20 protein-coding genes are annotated in these 21,846 nt (G+C 71.4%); 8 read left to right on the plus strand and 12 right to left on the minus strand.

Annotated elements, in window-relative coordinates:
• From D6689_20230 to D6689_20240, 3 genes are all read left to right on the plus strand, one after another.
• On the plus strand, positions 1-1,413 hold a 1,413-nt coding region (locus tag D6689_20230; GenBank protein RMH38005.1), incomplete at its 5' end, for a hypothetical protein.
• Between the two features lie 311 nt (positions 1,414-1,724).
• Positions 1,725-2,717 (plus strand): NAD-dependent epimerase/dehydratase family protein, encoded by a 993-nt coding sequence (locus D6689_20235; protein ID RMH38006.1) that lies wholly within the window; start codon positions 1,725-1,727, stop codon positions 2,715-2,717.
• A gap of 2 nt (positions 2,718-2,719) precedes the next feature.
• Entirely contained in the window at positions 2,720-3,652 is a 933-nt protein-coding gene (locus tag D6689_20240) for a hypothetical protein (protein ID RMH38007.1), read from the plus strand.
• Between the two features lie 26 nt (positions 3,653-3,678).
• On the opposite strand, the gene D6689_20245 is transcribed toward D6689_20240, so the two are convergent.
• Positions 3,679-4,182, minus strand: coding sequence for a PilZ domain-containing protein (locus D6689_20245; protein RMH38008.1), 504 nt, complete (start codon positions 4,180-4,182; stop codon positions 3,679-3,681).
• On the opposite strand from D6689_20245, the gene rlmN reads away from it, so the two are divergent.
• The gene (gene rlmN, locus D6689_20250) at positions 4,176-5,225 is read left to right on the plus strand and encodes a 23S rRNA (adenine(2503)-C(2))-methyltransferase RlmN (GenBank protein RMH38037.1); all 1,050 of its coding nucleotides are present in this window, start codon (positions 4,176-4,178) and stop codon (positions 5,223-5,225) included. The genes D6689_20245 and rlmN overlap by 7 nt on opposite strands.
• 7 nt (positions 5,226-5,232) lie before the next feature.
• Here the strand turns inward: rlmN and D6689_20255 are convergent, their stop codons facing one another.
• Genes D6689_20255 through icd form a run of 9 tightly spaced genes read right to left on the minus strand, consistent with a single transcriptional unit; the run spans position 5,233 to position 14,544 of the window.
• Positions 5,233-6,663: an MFS transporter gene (locus D6689_20255; protein ID RMH38038.1), complete on the minus strand. Its 1,431-nt coding sequence runs from the start codon at positions 6,661-6,663 to the stop codon at positions 5,233-5,235.
• Positions 6,660-7,892: a hypothetical protein gene (locus D6689_20260; protein ID RMH38009.1), complete on the minus strand. Its 1,233-nt coding sequence runs from the start codon at positions 7,890-7,892 to the stop codon at positions 6,660-6,662. The genes D6689_20255 and D6689_20260 overlap by 4 nt, the downstream gene beginning before the upstream one ends.
• Positions 7,893-7,912: 20 nt before the next feature.
• The gene (locus tag D6689_20265) at positions 7,913-9,295 is read right to left on the minus strand and encodes an NAD(P)(+) transhydrogenase (Re/Si-specific) subunit beta (GenBank protein RMH38010.1); all 1,383 of its coding nucleotides are present in this window, start codon (positions 9,293-9,295) and stop codon (positions 7,913-7,915) included.
• A 30-nt stretch (positions 9,296-9,325) separates the two neighbouring features.
• Positions 9,326-9,604: an NAD(P) transhydrogenase subunit alpha gene (locus tag D6689_20270; GenBank protein RMH38011.1), complete on the minus strand. Its 279-nt coding sequence runs from the start codon at positions 9,602-9,604 to the stop codon at positions 9,326-9,328.
• The gene (locus tag D6689_20275; GenBank protein ID RMH38012.1) at positions 9,605-10,726 is read right to left on the minus strand and encodes a Re/Si-specific NAD(P)(+) transhydrogenase subunit alpha; all 1,122 of its coding nucleotides are present in this window, start codon (positions 10,724-10,726) and stop codon (positions 9,605-9,607) included.
• 15 nt (positions 10,727-10,741) lie between these two features.
• On the minus strand, positions 10,742-11,179 hold the full coding sequence (locus D6689_20280) for a nucleoside-diphosphate kinase (GenBank protein ID RMH38013.1): 438 nt from the start codon (positions 11,177-11,179) through the stop codon (positions 10,742-10,744).
• A gap of 17 nt (positions 11,180-11,196) precedes the next feature.
• Positions 11,197-12,078 carry a succinate--CoA ligase subunit alpha gene (gene sucD, locus D6689_20285; GenBank protein ID RMH38014.1) on the minus strand — a complete coding sequence of 294 codons (882 nt, stop codon included), beginning with the start codon at positions 12,076-12,078 and terminating at the stop codon, positions 11,197-11,199.
• A complete protein-coding gene (locus tag D6689_20290; GenBank protein RMH38015.1) occupies positions 12,075-13,247 on the minus strand; it encodes an ADP-forming succinate--CoA ligase subunit beta in 1,173 nt (390 codons plus the stop codon). The genes sucD and D6689_20290 overlap by 4 nt, the downstream gene beginning before the upstream one ends.
• A 31-nt stretch (positions 13,248-13,278) precedes the next feature.
• A complete protein-coding gene (gene icd, locus D6689_20295; GenBank protein RMH38016.1) occupies positions 13,279-14,544 on the minus strand; it encodes an isocitrate dehydrogenase (NADP(+)) in 1,266 nt (421 codons plus the stop codon).
• A 227-nt stretch (positions 14,545-14,771) separates the two neighbouring features.
• On the opposite strand from icd, the gene D6689_20300 reads away from it, so the two are divergent.
• The 4 genes from D6689_20300 (at position 14,772) to D6689_20315 (ending at position 19,037) form a co-directional block, all read left to right on the plus strand.
• Positions 14,772-15,752 (plus strand): malate dehydrogenase, encoded by a 981-nt coding sequence (locus D6689_20300; protein ID RMH38017.1) that lies wholly within the window; start codon positions 14,772-14,774, stop codon positions 15,750-15,752.
• A 12-nt stretch (positions 15,753-15,764) separates the two neighbouring features.
• Complete coding sequence (locus tag D6689_20305; GenBank protein ID RMH38018.1) at positions 15,765-16,319, plus strand: DUF1232 domain-containing protein; 555 nt, start codon at positions 15,765-15,767, stop codon at positions 16,317-16,319.
• Complete coding sequence (locus D6689_20310; GenBank protein RMH38019.1) at positions 16,316-17,374, plus strand: hypothetical protein; 1,059 nt, start codon at positions 16,316-16,318, stop codon at positions 17,372-17,374. The genes D6689_20305 and D6689_20310 overlap by 4 nt, the downstream gene beginning before the upstream one ends.
• A 334-nt stretch (positions 17,375-17,708) precedes the next feature.
• On the plus strand, positions 17,709-19,037 hold the full coding sequence (locus tag D6689_20315; GenBank protein RMH38020.1) for a hypothetical protein: 1,329 nt from the start codon (positions 17,709-17,711) through the stop codon (positions 19,035-19,037).
• A 163-nt stretch (positions 19,038-19,200) separates the two neighbouring features.
• Here D6689_20315 and D6689_20320 read toward each other — a convergent pair whose 3' ends face one another.
• Together D6689_20320 and D6689_20325 are read right to left on the minus strand one after the other, a co-directional pair.
• Positions 19,201-20,652, minus strand: a complete 1,452-nt coding sequence (locus D6689_20320) for an FHA domain-containing protein (protein RMH38021.1) — start codon at positions 20,650-20,652, stop codon at positions 19,201-19,203.
• On the minus strand, positions 20,559-21,830 hold the full coding sequence (locus D6689_20325) for a hypothetical protein (GenBank protein ID RMH38022.1): 1,272 nt from the start codon (positions 21,828-21,830) through the stop codon (positions 20,559-20,561). Before D6689_20325 ends, D6689_20320 begins: the two co-directional genes overlap by 94 nt.
• Between the last annotated feature and the right edge of the window lie 16 nt (positions 21,831-21,846).

Genomic DNA, 21,846 nt, shown 5'->3' on the forward strand with positions numbered 1-21,846 from the left:
CCCTTTTACCGCGGCAATTTGGTGCACCTGGGCCGGATGCTGCACGCGATGGGCGACATCGCGGTGCCCGGCCACGTGAGCGGACGGCTGCTGCACCCGGAGCATCTGGTCGTGGAGGGCACGGCCCACGCCGCCATGCAGCAGTTTTACACCTACGCCGACGGCGACGAGACGACGTCCGCGACCGGCGCGGTGCAGGCGCGCTACACGACGGTGGGCGACACGTCGTACGAACTCGAGGGGCTGATCGACGTCGAGGCGGCGCAGACCTTGATCGCAGAGCAGGTGACAGACTCCGAGTTCGCGAGCCGGTCGATCGAGGACATCGCGGAGGACGCGGCGAAGCGGGCCAGCACTGTAGCTCAGAATTATCGGAGGGCCGGCGCCTTCGACTCCAACAGCACCGAGTCGGGCATCGTGTCGCCGGCGATCCGCCGCGAGTTCCTGACCTACGCGTTCGCCAACAACGTCGTCGCGCTCACCCGCGCGGTGCAGATGTTCTACCAGGAGAAGTCGTCGCGGCCGTGGAGCGAGATGGTCGCCGAGGTCACGTGGACCGAGCGCGACGCCGAGCTCGCCGAGCAGCCGTCGATCGACCCGGACATGCCGCCGACCCGGCTCTGGTTTTCTCCCAACCTCACCGGGCCCTACGGCTACAACCTCAACGTCGACGCGTTCTACGAGGAGCGCCAGTGGATCGACCGGTGCTTCGTCGACCCGTCGAAGTCGTCGCCGGTGGGGCCGGCGCTGCCCAACTTCGTGCCGACCGACCAACTCGCGGTCGACCTGGTGCTCGCCGGCGCTCTGCCCGAGGAGGGCGGTGACAAGGCGCCGATCGGCGGCGACAGCAACCTGATCCACGTCACCGGCGCGTACTCGGCCGGCAAGATGCACGTCGAGTACTACCGCGGCAGCCTGAAGGACTCGGCCGGCGCGGTCGTGCGCCTGCCGGCCGGCGCGATCGCCGAGGGCGTGGCCGTGTGGTGCTCGGGCCCCGACGTGTGGAACACCGAGCGCCTCGACGAAGAGGGCAAGGCGGCCCCGGCGCTGCCCTGCGGGATCGCGGAGATCCGCCCGGTGAACGCGCGGGAGTGCACGCCGCGCGAGTCGATCCAGTTCCTCGGCGACGACCCGGTGCTGGTGGACGACGGCGGCACCGGCCATCAGCCGCCGCCGATCGGCGGCGTCGGCGTGGTGCCGATCCGAGACGTCGCGGTGTCGCTCGGCGCGCGGCCGGAGGCGGTGAACACGGCGCTCGCGCCGGTGTCCGGCGGGAAGGCGACGCTGGTCTACCCGGCGGCGACCGGGCGCGCGGCGATCGTGTGGAAGCGCAGCGGCGAGACCAACGTGGTGTCGATCGGCGACGACGGCGGCGTGTCGGTCATGCGCACGCGCAAGTTCGCGCCGCGCTGAGCGCGGGCGGCCGGCGGCGGACCGCCCGGTCGGGCCTCGAGGCTCGGCCGGGCGCCCGCCGCGCGGGCCGGCCTCGCGCACCGGGGTCGCGCGCCCCGCCCACCCGCCGGCGGACGCCGGCGGTTCGCGCGTCCGGAGGATGACGCCGCGGCGAGATCCGGCGCGTGGGCCGGCGCGGCGCGGGCGGCCGGCGACGGGGTTCGCGGGCCGGCCGAGGCGGCGAACCCCTCGGCCGAGGACGGCGCCGCGGGCACGGCATCGCCGCGGCAGCGGGCGCGCGAGCCGTCCGCCGCGCCGGGGATCGGGCTACGATGGCCGCCATGCGGGTGCTCGTGACGGGCGCGACCGGGTTCATCGGGCGTCGGCTGGTCGGCCGGCTGCGCGACGAGGGCGTGGACGTCCGCGCCCTCGCGCTGCCGGATGAGCCGGCCGGCGGGCTCGGTCCGGTCGAGGTCGTACGCGGCGACGTGGTGGATGCCGGCAGCGTGCGCGCCGCGGTCCGCGGCGTCGGCTGCGTGTACCATCTCGCGGCCGTCGTGACGGACTGGGGAGACGAGGATGTGTTTCGGCGCGTCAACGTCGACGGCACGCGCAACGTGATCGACGCGGCCGCCGACGCGGGGTGCGGCCGGGTCGTCGTCGCGTCGAGCATCGTGTGTTACGGCACCGGCCTGCTCGGCGACGTGTGCGACGAGGTCGCGACGCCGCGGGAGTACGGCATCGGCCCGTACAGCCGCACCAAGCGGGAGGCCGAAGAAGTGGCGCTCGACGCCCACGCGTTCGGCCGCGTGCCGGTCGCGGTGGTGCGCCCCGGCAACGTGTGGGGGCCGGGGTCGCGGCTGTGGGTCGGCGAGATCGTCTCGGCGCTGCGCCGCGGGCTCGCGCCGTTGATCGACGGCGGCGCCGGCGATGCGGCGCTGGCCTACGTGGACAACGTGGTGGACGTGCTCGTCCGCGCCGGCCGGGCGGACGACGCGCCCGGGCGCATCTACAATGCGGCCGACGGCGAGGGGATCACCTGGCGCCAGTATCTGGACGACCTCGCGCGCGCCGCCGGCGTGCCGCCGCCGCGCCGGTCGATCCCGGCGGCGGCGGCGACGGTGGCCGCGTCCGCGCTCGAGCGGCTGTGGCGGGTGCGCCGGCGCGCCGATCGGCCGCTGCTCACGCGCGAGGCGGCGCTGCTGCTGCGGTCGCGCGCCCGCGTGGCGATTGACCGCGCGCGGCGCGACCTGGGGTACGAACCGTTGGTACGCTACCGCGACGGGATGGCGCGCGTCGCGCGCGCCCTGCAGGACAATCAATGAGGATGCAACGGATTTTGTCGGTGTCTTGGCTGGCCGTCGCGGCGGCCGCGTGCGACCCCGCCGCCACGGCGACGGGACAAGGCGGGCCGCTCGACGAGCAGCAGCGGTCGCAGCTCGGCGAGACGTGCGACACGTCGCTTCACTGCGCGCCGGGGCTGCGATGTCTCGACGGCGTGTGCCGCGCGGCGCAGTCGTCGGTGCTCGGCGAGTTCTACGCGGCGGTGGGGGCGGTCGCGCTCGGCCGCGGCGACACGGCGGCGGCGATCGACGCCTATACCCAGGCGGTCAACCAGTACGAGGCGGATCGCGTCGACCCGCCCGCGGACCTGCTGTGCGCGTTCGGCGGCGCGCTGGTGCGCGATCGCGACGATCGCACCCACGCCGAGATGGCCGCGCGCGTGCTGCACAAGTGCGTGTTGGGGGCGCCGCCGGGCTCGGCGCTGCGCGCGACCGCGATGCGCCACCTGGCGCGGCTGGTCGACGCGGGTCTCGATCCGTTGCTGCTCGCCCGGGCCGAGCCGGCCGACGTCTACTTGACGAAACAGCCCGCGCTGCCGCCGGTCGACGCGGTGAAGGTGACCGCCGCGCCGCAGGGGCGAGCGCCGCGGTCGCGCACGTTCACCGGGTGGATGAATCTGCTGGCGTCGCCAAAGGTCAAGGCGGCGCTCGCGCCGTGCTGGGAGGCGCACGCCAAGGCGACGCGGCAGACGGAACTCAAGGTTCGCCTCGGCCTGCACTACCACTTCCGGCTCGACGAGTACGACGACTTCGATCGGTCGTTGCTCGACATCGTCGACGCGACGCCGGTCGGCGGCGCGACGCCGGACGCGGCGGCGTGCGTCCGCGACGCGCTGGCGCCGGTCGCCGACGAGTTCGCCCGCACGGGCCCCGAGGCGACCTGGCGCGCCGTCGTCGACCTGACGATCGGCGCGTGACGCGGCGAGGCCGCCCGCCGCGGAGGTCAGCGCTCGGCCGCCGCGCGCGCCTGCGCGATCGCGCGGTTGGTGAGCGGCACGATCCAGTCCGCGTAGGCGCGCTTGTCGTCGGCCGGGAGCTGGCCCAACCGCAGCCGCAGGCCGACCTTGTCCGCCGCGGCCCACACGACGCGCGCGGGGATGTCCAGCGGCGTGCCGTCGGCCGAGAACCGCAGCGTCACGATCGTCCCCGGGATGAGGCGGGCGCCGTCGGCCGGGCTCACGACGAGCTCGGCCCCCTGGCACGAGATGTCCTTGAACCGCGCCTCGACGGTCACCGTGCCGGCGCCGGGGTTGGCGTGGCTTCGCGGGACCTCGAGCTGCCCGGGTTCGGTGAAGGGAATGCGCGGGTAGCGTCGCTGTTCGACTCCCATACCGACCTCCTGGCGACACGATAGCAGCCGCGGCCGCCGGGGGTACGAAAATCGGCGCTTGTCGGGCCGCGGCCGGCGTGATAGCCAGACGATTCGTGGACTTGCGCGCGATGACATACGGCGAACTGGCCGCGTTCGTCACGGGGGAACTCGGCGAGCCCGCCTACCGCGCCGAACAGATCTTTCGGTGGCTGCACGGCCGCGGCGTGACGTCGGTCGACGAGATGACGAACGTGCCGAAGCCGCTGCGCGCGCGGCTGGCCGAGCGCGCGCACATCGGCACGCTGCGCGTCGACCGCGTGCAGCGCTCGCGCGACGGGACGCGCAAGTTGCGGCTGGTCGCGCGCGACGGCGCCGCGATCGAGAGCGTGCTCATCCCGGACGGCGACAAGCTCACTCAGTGCATCTCGTCGCAGGTCGGCTGCGCGCTCGACTGCAAATTCTGCGCGACCGCGACCCTCGGGCTGTCGCGCAACCTCGACGCCGGCGAGATCGTCGACCAGGTGTATCGCGCGCGCGCGCTGCTCGCCGTCGAGGAGCCGGGCCGGCGGATCACGAACCTGGTGTACATGGGCATGGGCGAGCCGCTGCACAACTACGACCAGGTCGTCCGGTCGCTGCGCATCCTCACCCACGAACTCGGTGCGAACCTGTCGCACCGGCGCATCACGGTGTCGACCGTGGGGCTCGTGCCCGGCATCGACAAGCTCGGCCGGGAGGATTTTCAGGTCAACCTCGCCGTTTCGCTCAACGCGGCCGACGACGCGACGCGCGCGCGCATCATGCCGGTCAACAAGAAGTACCCGATCGCCGCGCTGCTCGCGGCGGTGGCGCGCTACCCGCTCGACCGGCGCCGCCGGGTGACGTTCGAGTACGTGTTGATCGAAGGGGTCAACGACTCGGTCGCCGACGCGGCGAAACTCGCGCGCCTGCTGTCCGGCATGCGTTGCAAGGTCAACTTGATTCCGTGGAACCCGCACCCGGCGGCGCCGTTTCGCCGGCCGAGCGACGCGGCGATCGCGGCGTTTCAAAACGAGGTCAAGCGGCGCGGGTTGCCCGCCTACCTGCGCGCGCCGCGCGGCGACGACATCGACGCGGCGTGCGGCCAGCTCGCGCTGCGCGGCGGCGATGCGGTCGTGCCGCTGTCGGTGCGCGCGTAACGGAGGCTCACGGGACGTCGTCGGGGTCGACGGGCTCGTCGGCCGGCGCGGCGCGCAGCACGTTGCCGAAGTACGCGAACGCCGCGAGCCCCAGGCCGAACAGCAGGGCCGGGCTGGCGTGGCCCCAGTCGCGCGCGGCGAGCCGCAGGCCGCCGTAGGCGAGCAGCGCCGCCGCGGCGAGGCCCGCGAACCCGCGGGCGAGAGCGCCGATGGACGGGCGGTCGGTCTTCGGGGGCGCCGCGGCGACCGCGTGCGGCAACCGGCGCCACAGCAGCAACGCCGGGGCGGCGAGCGCGATCGTGGTGGAAAAGAACCCGACCCAGCCGACCAGGTCGATCACGTAGCCGGAGGTCGCGTTCAGCACTCGGCCGAGGACCGACGACGCGCTCGACAGCAGCGCATATTGGGTCGCGCTGTAGCGACGGTTGCAGATCGACATGAGGTAGGCGACGAACGCCGCCGTGCCGAGCGCGTTGCAGAAGTTGTCGACGGCGACGGCGGCGATCAGCCCCGCGTGGCTGCGGCCGGTGACCGCGAGCAGCGCGTAGCCCGCGTTGGTGAGGGCCTGCGCGGCGCCGAAGTACAGCAGGCCGCGGCGCGTGCCGACGCGGTCGATCACGGCGCCGCCGGCGGCGACGCCCACGATCGTGGCGCCGGAGCCGACCAGCTTCTGGATCCAGGCGATGTCGGCGAGCGAAAACCCCTGCTCGCGCAGCAAGAACGGGACGACCATCTGGCCGGCCACCGCGTCGCCGAGCTTGTAGAGCATGACGAACGCGAGCGCGACGACGGCGCCGCGGCGGGAAAAGAAGTCGGCCAGCGGATCGACGATGGCGGCGCGCAGCGATGCCGGGGGGCGGATCGCCGGCGGGGCAGGGGCCGCGAGCGACGCCGCGACGCCGACGGTCATCAGCGCCGCGAGGATCCAGTAGACGTTGCGCCAGCCGATGGTGCTGGCCATCAACAGGGCAGCGAACCCGGACGCGAGCATGCCGATGCGGTAGCCGCCGACGTACGCGCCGGTGCCGCGGCCGCGCTCGTCGTCGGGGAGCACCTCGGTGCGGTACGCATCGACCACGACGTCCTGGCTGGCGGACAGGAACGCGACGGCGAACGCGAGCAGGGCGACCACGCCGGTCGACGCGGCCACGTCCATCGCGCCGAGCGCCGCGATCGCGATCGCGAGCAGCGCCTGCGTGACGATCATCCAGCCGCGCCGGCGGCCGAGCAGCGGCGGCGCCCACCGGTCCATCGCCGGAGCCCACAGCCACTTGAAGTTGTACGGCAGGCTCACGAGCGCGAACGCGCCGATCGTCTTGTAGCTGAGCCCCTCTTGCGTGAGCCAGGCCGCCAGCGTGCTGCCGGTGAGATACAGCGGCAGACCGGACGAAAACCCGAGCGGCGCCTGGATGCCGATGCGGCGCGCGCGCGAGGTCATGACGACTTGCGCGCGCGGATGATGCGCGCGAATGCGTCGCCGGCGGCCGCGCACACGTCCGCGAGACGGTGGCCGGCGGGCAGCGGGCCGCCGTCGGCCGCGTGGGCGTACACCAGGTTGACGACGCGCGTGCCGATGACCACGGGGACGACGATGACCTCGGCCGGGGGCGGACAGCGAAGCAGCTTCCACAGCCGCCGCTGCACGTCGTCGCCGTCGGCGGGCGGCCGGCCGGCGAACGGAGCGCGCGCCGCGTACGCGCGCTGAAATGCGGACGGCGCAGACAGCGGGATCGCGATCGATTCGATCAGGTCGGCATCGACCTCGGGGAAGCTGCCCAGCCAGCCGAGCGCCGCGTCCTGTTTGCAGATGAGGACCGCACCGCAGCCGAACGTCATGCGCAGATAGCCGACGATCGCGGCGCCGACCGCGTCGCGGTCGTCGGCGGTCGCGAGGACGGCGAGCGCGTCGTCGGCCGACAGCAGCGATGGCGCGGCGCGCGGTGGCGCGATCGCGGCGGCGGGCGGTGCCGGCGGCGGCAGGTCGACGGGCAGATCGTCCCAGCCGGCGTCGACGGTGGACAGGCGGCCGGATGCGGGCGCAGGGCCCGGGCTGGCGTCGCCCGGCGGGGTGGGGGGCGGCGCGGCGAGGACCGGCTCGAGCGGAGGCAGGCGCGGCGCGGCCGCGGGCGTCGCCGGCGGCGCGGCCGGCCGTGCGGCGGTTCGGCCTCCGGCGTCCGCGGGGTCGAGCGCCGCGTCGAGCGCCGCGACCTGGGGCGATCGCAGGAACCGCCGCGGCGGGATGCCGTACAGGCGGTCGAGGTACTGGATGATGTAGTACTCGGGGGCGACCGACGGCCGCACGGGCATCCCGGCCGCGAAGCCGACCTCGTCGACCGCCGCGATGTCGTCGGGGTCGAGGAAGGCGACGACCAGCTCGCGCCCGTACCGGGTGGCGATGCCGATGGGAATGGCGCTGTGGCGCTCGGCGATGTGGCGCGGCACCAGGCGGAGCAGCGACCGGTCCACCGCGTCGAGGTGCTTGCGCCGGGCGGCCGGGACGCCCTTTTGCTGGGCGAGTGCGTTGGCCACCTGGTCGCCGGTGACGGCGCCCAGCTCGATCAGGTTGGTGCCGATCCGGCCGCCGAGCGCTGCCTGCGAGCGCAGCGCGCTGGCGATCGCGGCGTCGCTCGCGAGCCCGTCGGCGTGCAGTATCTCGCCGAGGCGCACGAGCGCACGATATCACGTCCTCAGTTTTCCTTGACCGCCTGAGCCAGCTCGACCAGCGCCTGTTTGGCGTCGCCGAACAGCATGAGCGTATTGTCGGCGGCAAACAGGGGGTTGGGAATGCCGGCGAATCCGGGGCTGAGGCTGCGCTTGATCACCACGCACGTGCGCGCCTTGTCCACGTCGATGATCGGCATCCCGGCGATCGGGCTGTTCGGGTCGGTCTTGGCCGCCGGATTGACCACGTCGTTGGCGCCGACGACGATCGCGACGTCACACGTGTCCATCGTCGGGTTGATCTGCTCCATCTCGACGAGTTCCTCGTACGGCACGTCCGCCTCGGCCAGCAACACGTTCATGTGGCCCGGCATCCGGCCGGCCACCGGGTGGATCGCGTACTGGACCTCCACGCCGCGCTCCTTGAGCGCGTTGGCGAGATCGCGCAGCGCGTGTTGCGCCTGCGCGACGGCGAGGCCGTAGCCGGGGACGAACACGACGCGGCTGGCGCCGTCGAGCAGCATCGCGACCTCTTCGGCGGAGGTCTTCTTGATGCGGCCGCCGTAGACCTCGTCGGCGGATGGGCCGCCGTCGCCGGCCTCCAGCGTGCCGAACAACACGCTCAGCAGCGACCGGTTCATCGCCTTGCACATGATCGACGTGAGGATGATGCCGGACGCGCCGACGAGCGAGCCGGCGATGATGAGCACGTTGTTGCCGAGCACGAAACCGGTGGCCGCGGCCGCCAGGCCCGAGTAGCTGTTGAGCAGCGCGATCACGACCGGCATGTCGGCACCGCCGATCGGCAGCACGAGCGTGAATCCGAGGATCGAGCCGATGCCGACGAGCACCCAGAACCCGGTCATCGTCGGCTCGGCGATCAACCACGCGGTGACGGCGAGCGCGCCGAGGCCGAGCAGGGCGTTGACCGGGGTCAGGCCGCGGACGCTGCGCTTGATCAGCTCCTGCAGCTTGGCGAACGCGATCAGGCTGCCCCAGAACGTCACCGCACCGATGAGGGCGGTCGCGGCGACCGGCACCGTCTTCATCGCCTCGGGGGACAGGTGCTGTTCGACGAGCGCGGCGTGCAGTTCGGCGGCCGCGACCAGGACCGACGCGCCGCCGCCGAAGCCGTTGAACAGCGCCACGAGCTGCGGCATGGCGGTCATCTGGATCTTGACCGCCAGTACGGCGCCGATCAGGCTGCCCACGGCGACACCGGCGAGGATCTCGCCCCAGTCCACGATGCCGCGCGACAGCAGGACCGCCGCGACGGCGACGAACATGCCGAGTGCGCCGATGAGGTTGCCGCGCACGGCGGTGCGCGGATGGGTGAGGCCCTTGAGGCCGAGGATGAACAGCACCGAGGCCAGCAGGTAGGCCAGGTTGATGATGGATGTGCGATCCATGGTGGAACCCCCGCGCGAGCCGTGACGGCGTTACTTCTTGCGGAACATGCCGAGCATGCGGTGGGTGACCAGGAAGCCGCCGACCACGTTGATCGTCGCCATCGCCACCGCCGTGACGCCGAAGATCGTCGCCAGCGTGTCGTGTTGCTGGCCGGCCGACAGCACCGCGCCGACGAGCGTGATGCCCGAGATGGCGTTCGACCCCGACATCAGCGGCGTGTGCAGCGTCGGCGGGATCTTCGTGATGATCTCGAAGCCGACGAAGATCGCCAGCACGAATACGGTGAGGTAGACGATGAGCAGGTCCATTTAGCCCCCAAGCAGCGCCTTGATTCGCTCGTGGACGACCTGGCCGTCGCGGCACAGTAGGGTCCCGGCGGTGATCTCGTCGTTCGTATCCAGCACGAGCTGGCCGTCTTTGATCAGGTGCGACAGCAACGTCTGAACGTTCTTCGCGTACATCTGGCTCGCGTGGTACGGCACGGTGGCCGGCAGGTTGAGCGGCCCGAGGATCGTCACGCCGTGCGCGACCACCCGCTCGCCGGCCTTCGTCAGCTCGCAGTTGCCGCCGCGCTCGGCGGCCAGGTCGACGATCACCGAGCCGGGTTCCATCGCCTTGACCATGTCCTCTGTCACCAGCACGGGCGACCGCTTGCCGGGGATCGCGGCGGTGGTGATCACGACGTCGTTGCGGGCGACCACCTGGCCCATCTGTTCGCGCTGGCGCCGGAGGAACTCCTCGCTCTGCTCTTTCGCGTAGCCGCCCTTGTCCTCGGCGTCGCCGGTGTCGAGGTCGAACTCGACGAACTTGGCGCCGACGGACACGACCTGGTCCTTGACCGCCGGCCGGACGTCGTAGCCTTCGGTCTTGGCGCCGAGCCGTTTGGCGGTCGCCAGCGCCTGCAGGCCCGCGACTCCGGCGCCGACGACGAACACCTTGGCCGGCGAGATCGTGCCGGCGGCGGTCATCATCATCGGGAACATCCGCGGCAACTCCGACGCGGCCAGCAGCACCGCCTTGTAGCCGGCGATGGTGGCCATCGACGACAGCGCGTCCATCGACTGGGCCCGCGTGATGCGCGGGATCGTCTCCATCGCCAGCGCCACCAGCCCGGCTTGCGCCATCTGCTGGACGCGCTGCGGGTTGCCCAGCGGGTCCATGAAGCCGATCAGCGTGGCGCCGGAGCGCAGCGACGCCGCCAACTCGCCGGCGTTGACCGCGACGACGATGTCGGCGGCGAGGACCGCGTCGCGGTCGGCGATCTCCGCGCCCTTTTCGCGGTACGCCTCGTCGGTGTAGCCGGCGTCGGCGCCCGCGCCGGCCTCGACGCGCACCGTCAGCCCGGCCTTGGTCAGCGGCGGAATGACCGCGGGGACGAGCGCGACGCGGCGCTCGCCCGGGACGACCTCCTTCGGGACGCCGACGATCATGGTGCGGACCTCCGGTTACGCGGGCCGCGCGGTCGAGGTGAGATCGGCCTGCGAGAAGAAGAACGCGATCTCGGTGCGCGCGGTGTCGGGGCCGTCGGAGCCGTGGACCGCGTTGCGCTCGATGTCCGTGCCGAACTCGGCGCGGATGGTGCCCGGCGCCGCCTCTTTCGAGTTCGTCGCCCCCATGATCTCGCGGTTGCGCGCGATCGCGTTTTCGCCTTCGAGCACCTGGACGACGACGGGGCCCTCGGTCATGAACTTGACCAGGTCGTTGAAGAACGGGCGCTCGGCGTGCACCGCGTAAAAGCCCCGCGCCTGCGCCTCGGTGAGCCGGATCATGCGCTGCGCCACGACGCGCAGGCCGCCGGCCTCGAGCTTCGCGATGATCGCGCCGATCGCGTTTTTCGCGACGGCGTCCGGTTTGATGATGCTCAACGTCCTCTCGATCGCCATGGTACGTCTCCTGTGGGTTACAGCAGCGCCGCGAGCGTCTTGCCCATTTCGGCGGGAGTCGGTGCGACGGCGATGCCCGCCGCTTGCAGCGCCGCGATCTTTTCGTCCGCGGTGCCCTTGCCGCCGGCGATGATCGCGCCGGCGTGGCCCATGCGCTTGCCCGGCGGCGCGGTGCGACCGGCGATGAACGCCGCGACGGGCTTTTTGACGTGCTCTTTGATGTAGGCCGCGGCCGCTTCCTCCGACGAGCCGCCGATCTCGCCGATCATGAAGATGGCCTCCGTCTCGGGGTCGGCGTTGAACAGCGCGAGGCAGTCGATGAAGTCCAGCCCCTTGACCGGATCGCCGCCGATGCCGATCGCCGTGCTCTGGCCGAGGCCCAGCGCGGTGAGCTGGTGGACGATCTCGTAGGTGAGCGTGCCGGACCGCGACACGACGCCGACCTTGCCGGGCGTGTGGATGTAGCCCGGCATGATGCCGATCTTGCACTGGCCGGGGGTGATGATGCCCGGGCAGTTCGGCCCGATGAGCACCGTGTCGGGATAGTCGGCGGCCAGGGCGGCGCGCACCCGGACCATGTCGGCCACCGGGATGCCCTCGGTGATGGCGACGACGACGCGCACGCCGGCGGCGGCCGCCTCGAGGATCGCGTCGGCCGCGAACGGCGGCGGCACGTAGATCACGCTCGCGTTGGCGCCGGTCGCGGCCACCGCCTCGCTACACGTGTCGAACACGGGAATGTGCTCGAGGCCGTCGACCTTCGCGCCGGCCTTGCCGGGCGTGACGCCGGCGACCACGTTGGTGCCGTACTCGACCGCCTGGCGCGTGTGGAACGCGCCGGTCGAGCCGGTCATGCCCTGGACGATCAGCTTGGTTTCGGTTCCGACGAGTACGCTCATTTCGCCAGCTCCACGGCCTTTTTCGCGCCGTCTGCCATGTCCTCGGCCGCGACGACGGCGAGCCCGCTGTCGCGGAGGATCTGTTTGCCCAGATCGACGTTGGTGCCCTCGAGGCGCACGACGAGCGGCACCTTCAGGCCGACCTCTTTGACCGCCGCGACGACGCCGTTGGCGATCGTGTCGCACTTCATGATGCCGCCGAAGATGTTGACGAAGATCGCCTTGACGTTCGGGTCGCGCGTGATGATCTTGAACGCGGCGGTGACCTTTTCGGTCGTGGCGCCGCCGCCGACGTCGAGGAAGTTGGCCGGCTCGCCCCCGTAGTGCTTGATGATGTCCATCGTCGCCATCGCGAGGCCCGCGCCGTTGACCATGCAGCCGATGTTGCCGTCGAGGTTGACGTAGCTCAGGTCGTACTTTTTCGCCTCGACCTCGGCCGGGTCTTCCTCGGACAGATCGCGCCACTGTTCGAGTTCGGGGTGGCGGAACAGCGCGTTGTCGTCGAAGTTGACCTTCGCGTCGAGCGCGAGCACGCGACCGTCGGTCGTGGTCACCAGCGGGTTGATCTCGAGCAGCGAGCAGTCCATCTCCTCGTAGCAGCGCACGAGCTTGCTCACGAACGACATGAACTCCTTGAGGTGGCTGCCGCGCAGCCCGAGCCGGAAGCCGAGGTCGCGACCCTGGTAGGGCTGCCAGCCCACGACCGGCGACACCTGCTGCTTGAGGATCTTTTCCGGCGTCTTGGCGGCGACCTCCTCGATCTCCATGCCGCCCTCGGTCGACGCCATCACCGTGACGCGGCCGACGGAGCGGTCGAGCGTCATGCCGAGGTAGTACTCGTGGTCGATGTCGAGGCCCTGTTCGATCAGCAGCCGCTGGACCTTTTTGCCCTCGGGCCCGGTCTGATGGGTGACGAGCTGCATCCCGTACAGATCGCGCACCGCCTGCCGCGCCTCGTCGGCGGTCTTGCACACGCGGACGCCACCGCCCTTGCCGCGACCGCCGGCGTGGATCTGCGCCTTGACGACGACCACCGACTGGCCGGTCTCCTTCTGCACCCGCTCGATCGCGGCGAAGCCCTCGTCGACCGACATGGCGGGCACGCCGACCGGCACCGGGATGCCGTACTTCCGAAACAGGTCCTTGCCCTGGTACTCGTGAATCTTCATGGGCGCTCCTTGGCCGCGTCGCTTTGCGGCGTCACATGTGGTCGATGATCGCCTCACCGAACGCCGAGCAGGACAGCAGCTTGGCGCCGTCCATCTGGCGCTCGAGGTCGTAGGTGACGGTCTTGGCGCCGATCGCGCCGCCGAGCCCCTTGATGATGAGGTCGTGCGCCTCGTCCCAGCCGATGTGCTCGAGCATCATCGCGGCCGACAGGATCAGCGAGCCCGGGTTGACCTTGTCCTGGCCGGCGTACTTCGGCGCGGTGCCGTGGGTCGCCTCGAACACCGCGGCCGCGTCGCCGATGTTCGCGCCGGGCGCCATGCCGAGGCCGCCGACCTGCGCGGCGCACGCATCGGACAGGTAGTCGCCGTTGAGGTTGGTCGTGGCGATCACCGAGTACTCGTCGGGGCGCAGCAGCAACTGCTGGAACATCGCGTCCGCGATGCGGTCCTTGACCACCAGCTTGCCCTCGGCCGGCTTCCAGTCGGGCCGCGCGCTCACCGGCCACTCGGGCGCGGTGTCGGCGCCGAACTCGTCCGCGGCCAGCTCGTAGCCCCAGTCGCGGAAGGCGCCCTCGGTGAACTTCATGATGTTGCCCTTGTGCACCAGCGTCACCGACGGCAGGCCTTTGCGCAGCGCGTAGCGGATGGCCCGGCGGATCAGCCGCTGCGAGCCAAACCGCGACACCGGCTTGATGCCGATGCCGACGTGGTCGGCGCCGATCGTGATCTTGCGGCCCTCGGGCGCGAGCTGGTTGACGAAGTCGACGACCTTCTTGGCGCCCTCGCTGCCGGCCTTCCACTCGATGCCCGCGTAGATGTCCTCGGTGTTTTCGCGGAAGATGACGACGTTGAGCTTGTGCGGCTCGCGCATCGGCGACGGCGTGCCGTCGAAGTAGCGAACCGGGCGCACGCACGCATAGAGATCGAGGATCTGGCGCAGCGCGACGTTCAACGATCGAATGCCGCCACCGACCGGCGTGGTGAGCGGCCCCTTGATCGCGATGCCGTAGTCGCGGATGGCGGCGATCGTGTCCTCGGGCAGCCACTGGTCGTCGCCGTACTCGCGGACGGCCTTTTCGCCGGCGAAGATCTCGAACCAGACGATCTTGCGCTTGCCGCGGTAGGCCTTGAGCACCGCGGCGTCCACCACGGCGCGCATCGCCGGGGTGATGTCGACGCCGATGCCGTCGCCCTCGATGAACGGAATGATCGGCTGGTCGGGCACCGTCAGGCTGCCGTCGGGGCCGATGTGAATCTTCGCGCCTTCGGTCGGTGGGGTGAGCTTGTCGTACGCCATGGCAAATCCTCGTGTTTTCTTGCGATCGGTCGCGGCGCCCTTGTAACGCGGTCCGCCGCCGGCTTCAAGCGCCCGGCCGCGCGTAAAGATTGCGTGTCGCCGGCCCTGCGGACCCGCGCGCGGCCGGCGATCGGTTCGAGCGGCGTCTCGCCGGGACCCGCGTGCGGCGAGACGTCGTCCGGGCTGGATGGTTTGGCAGCGACCGGGGTTTGTGGTTGACTGCGGCCATGAAAACGCCCGTTCGCGTCGCAGTGACCGGCGCCGCCGGTCAAATCGGTTACTCGTTGCTGTTCCGCATCGCCGCCGGCGAGATGCTCGGCCGCGATCAACCGGTGATCCTGCAACTGGTCGAGATCCCGCCGGCGATGAAGGCGCTCGACGGCGTGGTGATGGAACTCGAGGACTGCGCGTTTCCGCTGCTGGCGGGCGTCGAGACGGCCGACGATCCCCGCGTCGGGTTCAAGGACGCCAACATCGCGCTGCTCGTCGGCGCCAAGCCGCGCGGCAAGGGGATGGAGCGCAAGGATCTCATCCGCGACAACGGACCGATCTTCGTCGGCCAGGGCAAGGCGATCAACGACGTCGCGGCCGACGACGTGCGCGTCCTCGTCGTCGGCAATCCGGCCAACACCAACTGCTACATCGCGATGAAGCACGCGCCGGACCGGCCGCCAGAGCGGTTCACCGCGATGGTCCGCCTCGATCAGAACCGGGCGATGTCGCAGATCGCCAAGAAGCTCGGCGTGCCGGTGTCGTCGGTCAAGAAGATGACGATCTGGGGCAACCATTCGGCGACTCAGTATCCCGACGCCTACACGGCCGAGGTCGACGGTGTGTCCGCGGCCGAGCGCATTGGCGACGACACGTGGATCGCCGAGACGTTCATCCCGACCGTGCAGCAGCGCGGCAAGGCGATCATCGAGGCGCGCGGGTTGTCGTCGGCGGCGTCGGCGGCCAACGCGGCCATCGACCACGTGCGCGACTGGTTCCTCGGCACGGCCGAGGGCGACTGGGCGTCGATGGCGGTGCCGTCCGACGGCAGCTACGGGGTGCCGGAGGGGCTCGTGTGCGGCTTCCCGTGCCGGGCCGGCCGCGGTAGCTACGAGATCGTACAGGGCATCGAACTCAACGCATTCGGCAAGGCCAAGTTCGAGGCGAGCGTGGCCGAACTCAAGGAAGAGGCGGCGGCGATCGCCGACCTGGTGTAGCGGGGGACCGAGGTGGCGGCGAACGCGGAGGCACTGGTCGACACGATCAAGGAGTGGGTCGGGTCGCTGCGCGAGGACGTGGCGACCTGCAAGGCCGTGGTGGAAGCGGAGGCCGCGGATCCGGCGGCGCGCCGATTCGCCGCCACGGCGCTCAACTACCTGGTGACGCGGCTGGACCTGATCCCGGACCACGAGCCGGCGATCGGCGCGATCGACGACGCGATGGCGATCCGCGTGTGTATGCGGCTGGCGTCGGACCACGACCTCGACAAGGGGTTGGGCGCCGACGTCCTGGTCGAGGCGATGCGCCTCGCCAACGAGGCCGAGCGTCTCGACGAGCTGCTCGGCGAGGAGCTGGCGGCGGCGTTTCGCAAGCACGTCGAGCGAATGTCCGACGACGCCGTGCGCGGGCGCACGCCGGAGCAGATCGTCGAGGACGCGGGCGCGCGGGCGCGGCTGTTCGAGGAAGTCGAGGCCGACCTGTTGCGCATGCCACCGGCGGCGTTCGGCGACGCGGCGGACGTCGCGCGCCAGCTCACGAGCTACTTGAAGATGAAGCTGTCATGACCGGGGAGCGGATCGTCGAGTTCGTGAAGTGGACGGCCATCGCGGCGGTGGCGGCCGCCGCGCCGGCGGCGCGCGCGGAGCCCGCGTTCGAGGACGCGGCGGCGCGGGCCGAGCCGGTGGAGGGGGCCGAGGGGTTGGCGGCGCTGGTGTGGTTTCGCGTCGCCGACTGCGCGCGCGAGGCCGACGACCTGGCGCGGCGCCAGTGCGAGGCGGTTCGGGCGGCGCGCGCCCGGCAGCGCGGCCAGCGCACGTTCCTGTTCGACATGCCCGGCGCGGGCGTGGTGACGGTCGGCGACTGGGATCCGAAGAAGAAATCGGCGCCGGTGACGCTGTCGCCGTGTCTGGCGTGTGGCGACGGCGTCGACGTCGACGGGCGCCGGTTCCAGGTGGTCGGCGGCAAGGCCGGCGTCGACGGCGGCCGCGCGGTCGCCGCGCCGCTGGCGACGACGGCGAGGGTGTTCGCGGACGAGGCGGCGTATCGCGCGTGGCGCGACGGCCCGGCTGGCCGGCTGCGGGTGCAGTGGATCGTGCGGGTGGACGGCGCCGAGGTGTGGACGCGCGGCGGCGTCGACGGCGTGTCGGTGCGCGTGGTCGGCTACCGCGCGTACGACCCGTGCACCGGCGAGGTCGTGGTGTCCGACCCGGCGAGCCGAGTGCCGGCGCCGGTGGATCGGGCGGCGTGCGGCGGCGACGCCGGCGACCGCGGCGGCGAGCCTGCGCCGCCGGACGATGGCGGTGGCGATGCGGCTCCGGCCGCAGGCGCGAAGCCCGCGCCGCCGCTGCCGCGGAGGTTGAGCCCGATGCAGATCAACGCGGCGATGGCCCCCGTGCGCAAGCGCGCGATCGAGTGCTTCGACGCCTACGGCGTCGCCGGACGCGCGTCGTTCCACATCACGGTGCGCGGGGCCGACGGCAAGGTGGTCGAGGTCGAGCAGTCGGGCGACTTCGTCGGCACGCCGACCGGAACGTGTCTCGAGGACGCCGTCCGCGCGGTCACGTTCCGTCCGTTCCGGAAGGCGACCATCACGTTCGACTTCCCGGTGATCTTGCAGTAGGCGGGGCGGCGGCCGCGCGCGGTTCGGCTTCCGGCGCAGCCGGCCGTCGCCAGCGCAGGTGCTCGCGTGCGGCTCGCGCCCCGGCGCGCGGCCGGCGCACGAGCCGTGGGGACATCGAGCCCCGGCAACGGGGGCAACTCGAGTTGCCGATGGCCGCGGGCTGGAGGGGAGCGTTGACCCCCCTGGAGGGGCGCCGTGACGCGCCAAGTCATCGCGATCGTTGCGATGTGGTCGCGGGTGGGACATGTGGCACGACGGCTGCACAACGGCCGGGCGCACACCGAGAAAGGGGACCACGATGAAGACCACTCGCTCCTACGCCCGTTTGACCGCGATGCTGGCTGCGCTCGCGCTGGCGCCTGCGTGCGCCGCGACGGACACCGGCGGCGACGACGACGACGACGTCCTGCCGGACACGGCCTATCTCACGATCGTGGGGGACCGCGACGTGTTCCTCGAAAACGGCTGGACGTACCGGCTGTCGGTTCGCTACCACGACGCGGCGGGCGAGCCCCTCGCCGGTCGGGTCGACTTCCGCATCGTCGGCCCGGCGGCCGGTGCTTCGCTGCTGGACGACGGCGGCGTCACCAACGGGGACGGCCTGGTCGCGGTCGACCTGGTCGCCGGCGCGCAGGGCGAGGCGGTCTTCACCGTCGAGGCGACCGCGGCCAACGCGGAGCCGGCGATTTGGAACATCGCGGTGAGCGAGGGCGTGCCGCCGCTGCCGCCGCTCGACGTCACCGGCACCTACGACGTAGATAACCACTTCGATATCGTGTCGGGGCTGCCCGGGACCGCCGGCGACATCGTCAACACGTTCATCGAACTCACCGACGATCCCTACGACCCGGCCACGTTCCTGCTCGACAAGCTGCAAGACGAGATCGACAGCGGCGTGATCAACGACCTGGTCGATGCCGCCCGCCCGGCGCTCGACGGGTTCCTCAACGATCTGATCCGGTCCTACTCGCCCGACTTCGTGTCCACGCTGCTCGACATCGGCGACAAGCTCGGCCAAGTGACGCGCAACCTCGGCCTCGAGTCCACGCTCAAGATCGAGATCGTCGGTGGCGTCGAGGGCGACGATCTGTCCGCGACGCACACGGTGCGCGGCGTGACGTTCCGCATCGACGGCGTCGAGTACGCTTACTCGATGGCGGACCTGTCGATGGACGACATCACGGTCGAGGGCGTCGGCGTCAGGATGGATGGCGAGACGAAGGTCTACATCGACGAACACAGCTTCCCGGTGTCGTACGGCGCGATCGCCATGCTCGCGCTCGACGAAGTCATCATCCCGCTGGTCGATTCGTCGGCGACCAACCTGCAGGAACTGCTCAGCCACCTGGTCGACTGCTACACCGTCGGCGTCGAGATCGCGAACTACATCGGCGTCGGATCGCCCGGCCTGTACGAGGGCGCGTGCGAGTTGGGTATCGCGGCGGCGGCCAGCGAGATCGAAAACCAGATTCGGTCGATCGACGACGCCGGGATCGTGCTCACGATTCACGGCGACGCGAAGCCGCAGGACACGAACACCGACCGCAAGGTGGATGTGTTGCTCAACGGCCGCTGGGAGGGCACGATCAGCTACGCCGGCACCGACGCGGCGCTGTCGCGCGACGACAACACCTTCCGGGGGGAGCGGATGCCCGTTCCGTAGCGCGCAACGGTCCTCTGTTGCGCAGGCGGCCCGCGCCAGCGGGCCGCCTCAGTTTGTGCGCCGGCGCCGCATCCCGGCGCGGCAGTCGCCACACGACATGCCATGCCCCTGCAACCGCATGCTGCATCGCCCGCCGGTTCCTCGGGCCAGCGAGCGCCTTGTCCTAGCCGCGGTCGACGCGCATGCCGTATTTCTTGACGAGCCGGTGGATGTAGTTGCGATCGATGCCGGCGTCGGCCGCGGCCCGCGAGATGTTGCCGCGGTGTTTGGCGAGCAGGTGTTCGAGATAGGCGCGCTCGAAGCGCTCGATCAGCTCGCTCTTGGCGTCTTTGAACGGCCGGTCGAGGATCGCCGGGTCGTGCGCCGGGTCGGTGGGCACGGGGTCCGGCGGACCGGCCGGCGCGTGCGCCGCCGCGGCCAACCCCGACGTGCCGAGTGACAGGGCGCGCTCGACCACGTTGCGCAGTTCCCGGACGTTGCCGGGCCAGTCGTGAGCGCGCAGCTCGTCGAGCAGCGCCGGAGGCAAGGCGATGTCCCCGCGGCCGAAGTGGCGCGCAAAGTGCAGCGCCAGCATCGGTACGTCCTCGATTCGCTCGCGCAGCGGTGGGACGACCGCGCGCACGACCGCGAGCCGGAAATAGAGATCCTCGCGGAACGTGCCCTCCCGGACCATCGCGCGCAGGTCGCGGTGGGTGGCGGCGATGATGCGAATGTCGACGCGCTGGCCGCGCGTGTCGCCGACGCGCCGCACCTCGCGCTTTTCCAGCACGCGCAACAGCTGAGGCTGCAGCTCGAGCGACAGCTCGCCGATCTCGTCGAGAAACAGGGTGCCGCCGTCGGCCGCGGCGACCAGGCCGGTCTTGTCGGCCGCGGCGCCGGTGAACGAGCCCTTGACGTGCCCGAACAGTTCCGACGCGATCAACTCGCGCGGGATGGCCCCGCAGTCGACGACGACGAACGGGCCGCCGGCGCGGGCGCTGTGGCGGTGGACGGCCTCGGCGATCGCCTCCTTGCCGGTCCCGGTCTCGCCTTCGATGAGCAACGTGGCGTCGGTCGGTGCGGTCCGCGCCAGCAGGCCGAACAGGCGCCGCATCGCGACCGACGCGCCGAGCACGTCGCCGAAGCGGTCGCCCTGGAACTCGGGCAGGTCGACGGTCTCGTCGACGGGCTCGAGATCGACGAACGTGTGCTTGCCCAGGCGCAGTCGCGCCGCGCCCGTGATCACGATCGACCCGACGCGCGTGCCGCCGTGCAGCGTGCCGTTGGTCGTATCGAGATCGCGGATCTGCAGCCCGTCGGCGCGCAGTTGCAGTTCGAGGTGGTAGCGCGACACGGTCTTGTCGGACAGGACGACCTCGTTGTTGGGATGGGTGCCCACGAGGGTCGTGCCGGCGGTGAGGATCTGCTCGAGCCCTCGGTCAGGCCCCTCCGCGACGACCAACCGGTAGGTGCGCTCGCGGAGCATCCCGGTGTCGGCGTCGGTGTACAGCTGGGCGGTGGGCGGAAAGCTGGACGGATCGCTCATCGTCGCCTGCGCTCGCGCGGAGCCACTGCGAGCAGGAGGGCGCAGACTACCAGCGCCGCGGCCGGCGCGCCAGCGCCGCCGCTGGTGCATCCGCAGCCGCCCTCCGGCGCGACGTCGCCGCCGCCGTCCGGCGTCGGCCCGGCGTCCGGATCCGAGCCGGCGTCCGGCGTCGCGGTCGCGTCCGGCTCCGGTCCGGCGTCGGGTAGCGGACCGGCGTCCGGCGTCGGGCAACCGGTGACCGGCGCCAGGCCGATCGAGTTGAACGTCACCACCGACGGCTGGACCTGGCGGCACTGGGTCTTGGTGACGTAGCCCGGCTTCGACGCCGTGACGCACGCGAGCCGCGGCGTGAGGTTCGGAAACGAGTAGCGGCCGTCGGGGCCGGTCACCTGGCGCTGGCCGTCGTCGAGTTCGACCGCGACGCCGTCGAGTTCGGCGCCTTCGTTGAGGATGTCGCACTCGCGCACGATGCCGAACAGTTCGCCGGGGGGCAGGCTGCCGAATCGGATCGCGAGGTGGTTCGCGACCGGCCGCTCGACGCCGTCCGACGGCGACGACACCAGGCCGCCCTCGGCGTCGATGACCAGCGCCGACGATGCGCCGCCGTCGAGCAACAGCGCGTCGTGCGCGCCCAGGCCCTCGAGGAACGCGCCGAGTTCGGCTGCGGTCATCCCCGCGGATCCGGTCTGCCAGCCGTCGACGACCGCGAGCCACATCCGCTTGCGGTCGACCGACAGGGCTACGGCGGTCCGCGGCGCGCGAATGCACGGCATCGCGATCAGGTCGTCGCAGTCGAACGAGCTTTGCTGGATGCCGGCGCGCACGATCATCGGCCGGCCGCTCACCACGCCGATCGTGCCCACCGGCAGCGCCATCGCGTCGACGACCTCCTCCGGGGGCGAGATGGACGCGCCGTTTTCGTCTGCGTTGCGGTCGAAGCGAAAGAACCCGCTGCGCGCGTCGTCCGCCGTGCCGGTCCACACGGTGCCGCCCCCCATCGCGAGTCCGGCCGGCTGGAAATCGACCGGGGAGAACGCGTCGCCGTTGACGACGATCTGCAGGTCGTTGGCGACGGCGAAGTCGCTCGGTCGGGCGCCGCGCTGGCCCGGTTCGGTGGCCACGAGGTGGAGTTCCTTGGAGGACAGGTCGATCGCGACCACGTGGACGCGCGCGCCGGCGACGTCGTCGAAATACACCGAGTAGTCCACGCCCGGGTACGGCGCGCTCGATGACACGAGCGCGGCGGCGAGCACGGCCGGGTACAACACGACTTGATTGTACCGG

It is taken from the genome of Deltaproteobacteria bacterium (genome assembly GCA_003696105.1).
Classification (GTDB): domain Bacteria; phylum Myxococcota_A; class Polyangia; order Haliangiales; family J016; genus J016.

What these genes read in the sequence shown, in the direction of transcription:
- D6689_20320 (RMH38021.1), bottom strand. Translation starts at nt 20,652, where the DNA reads ATGCACCAGCGGCGGCGCTGGCGCGCCGGCCGCGGCGCTGGTAGTCTG.
- D6689_20235 (RMH38006.1), top strand. Translation starts at nt 1,725, where the DNA reads ATGGCCGCCATGCGGGTGCTCGTGACGGGCGCGACCGGGTTCATCGGG.
- icd (RMH38016.1), bottom strand. Translation starts at nt 14,544, where the DNA reads ATGGCGTACGACAAGCTCACCCCACCGACCGAAGGCGCGAAGATTCAC.
- D6689_20275 (RMH38012.1), bottom strand. Translation starts at nt 10,726, where the DNA reads ATGATCGTCGGCGTCCCGAAGGAGGTCGTCCCGGGCGAGCGCCGCGTC.
- D6689_20315 (RMH38020.1), top strand. Translation starts at nt 17,709, where the DNA reads ATGCTGGCTGCGCTCGCGCTGGCGCCTGCGTGCGCCGCGACGGACACC.
- D6689_20290 (RMH38015.1), bottom strand. Translation starts at nt 13,247, where the DNA reads ATGAAGATTCACGAGTACCAGGGCAAGGACCTGTTTCGGAAGTACGGC.
- D6689_20255 (RMH38038.1), bottom strand. Translation starts at nt 6,663, where the DNA reads ATGACCTCGCGCGCGCGCCGCATCGGCATCCAGGCGCCGCTCGGGTTT.
- D6689_20310 (RMH38019.1), top strand. Translation starts at nt 16,316, where the DNA reads ATGACCGGGGAGCGGATCGTCGAGTTCGTGAAGTGGACGGCCATCGCG.
- sucD (RMH38014.1), bottom strand. Translation starts at nt 12,078, where the DNA reads ATGAGCGTACTCGTCGGAACCGAAACCAAGCTGATCGTCCAGGGCATG.
- rlmN (RMH38037.1), top strand. Translation starts at nt 4,176, where the DNA reads ATGACATACGGCGAACTGGCCGCGTTCGTCACGGGGGAACTCGGCGAG.
- D6689_20240 (RMH38007.1), top strand. Translation starts at nt 2,720, where the DNA reads ATGCAACGGATTTTGTCGGTGTCTTGGCTGGCCGTCGCGGCGGCCGCG.
- D6689_20245 (RMH38008.1), bottom strand. Translation starts at nt 4,182, where the DNA reads ATGTCATCGCGCGCAAGTCCACGAATCGTCTGGCTATCACGCCGGCCG.
- D6689_20280 (RMH38013.1), bottom strand. Translation starts at nt 11,179, where the DNA reads ATGGCGATCGAGAGGACGTTGAGCATCATCAAACCGGACGCCGTCGCG.
- D6689_20270 (RMH38011.1), bottom strand. Translation starts at nt 9,604, where the DNA reads ATGGACCTGCTCATCGTCTACCTCACCGTATTCGTGCTGGCGATCTTC.
- D6689_20265 (RMH38010.1), bottom strand. Translation starts at nt 9,295, where the DNA reads ATGGATCGCACATCCATCATCAACCTGGCCTACCTGCTGGCCTCGGTG.
- D6689_20300 (RMH38017.1), top strand. Translation starts at nt 14,772, where the DNA reads ATGAAAACGCCCGTTCGCGTCGCAGTGACCGGCGCCGCCGGTCAAATC.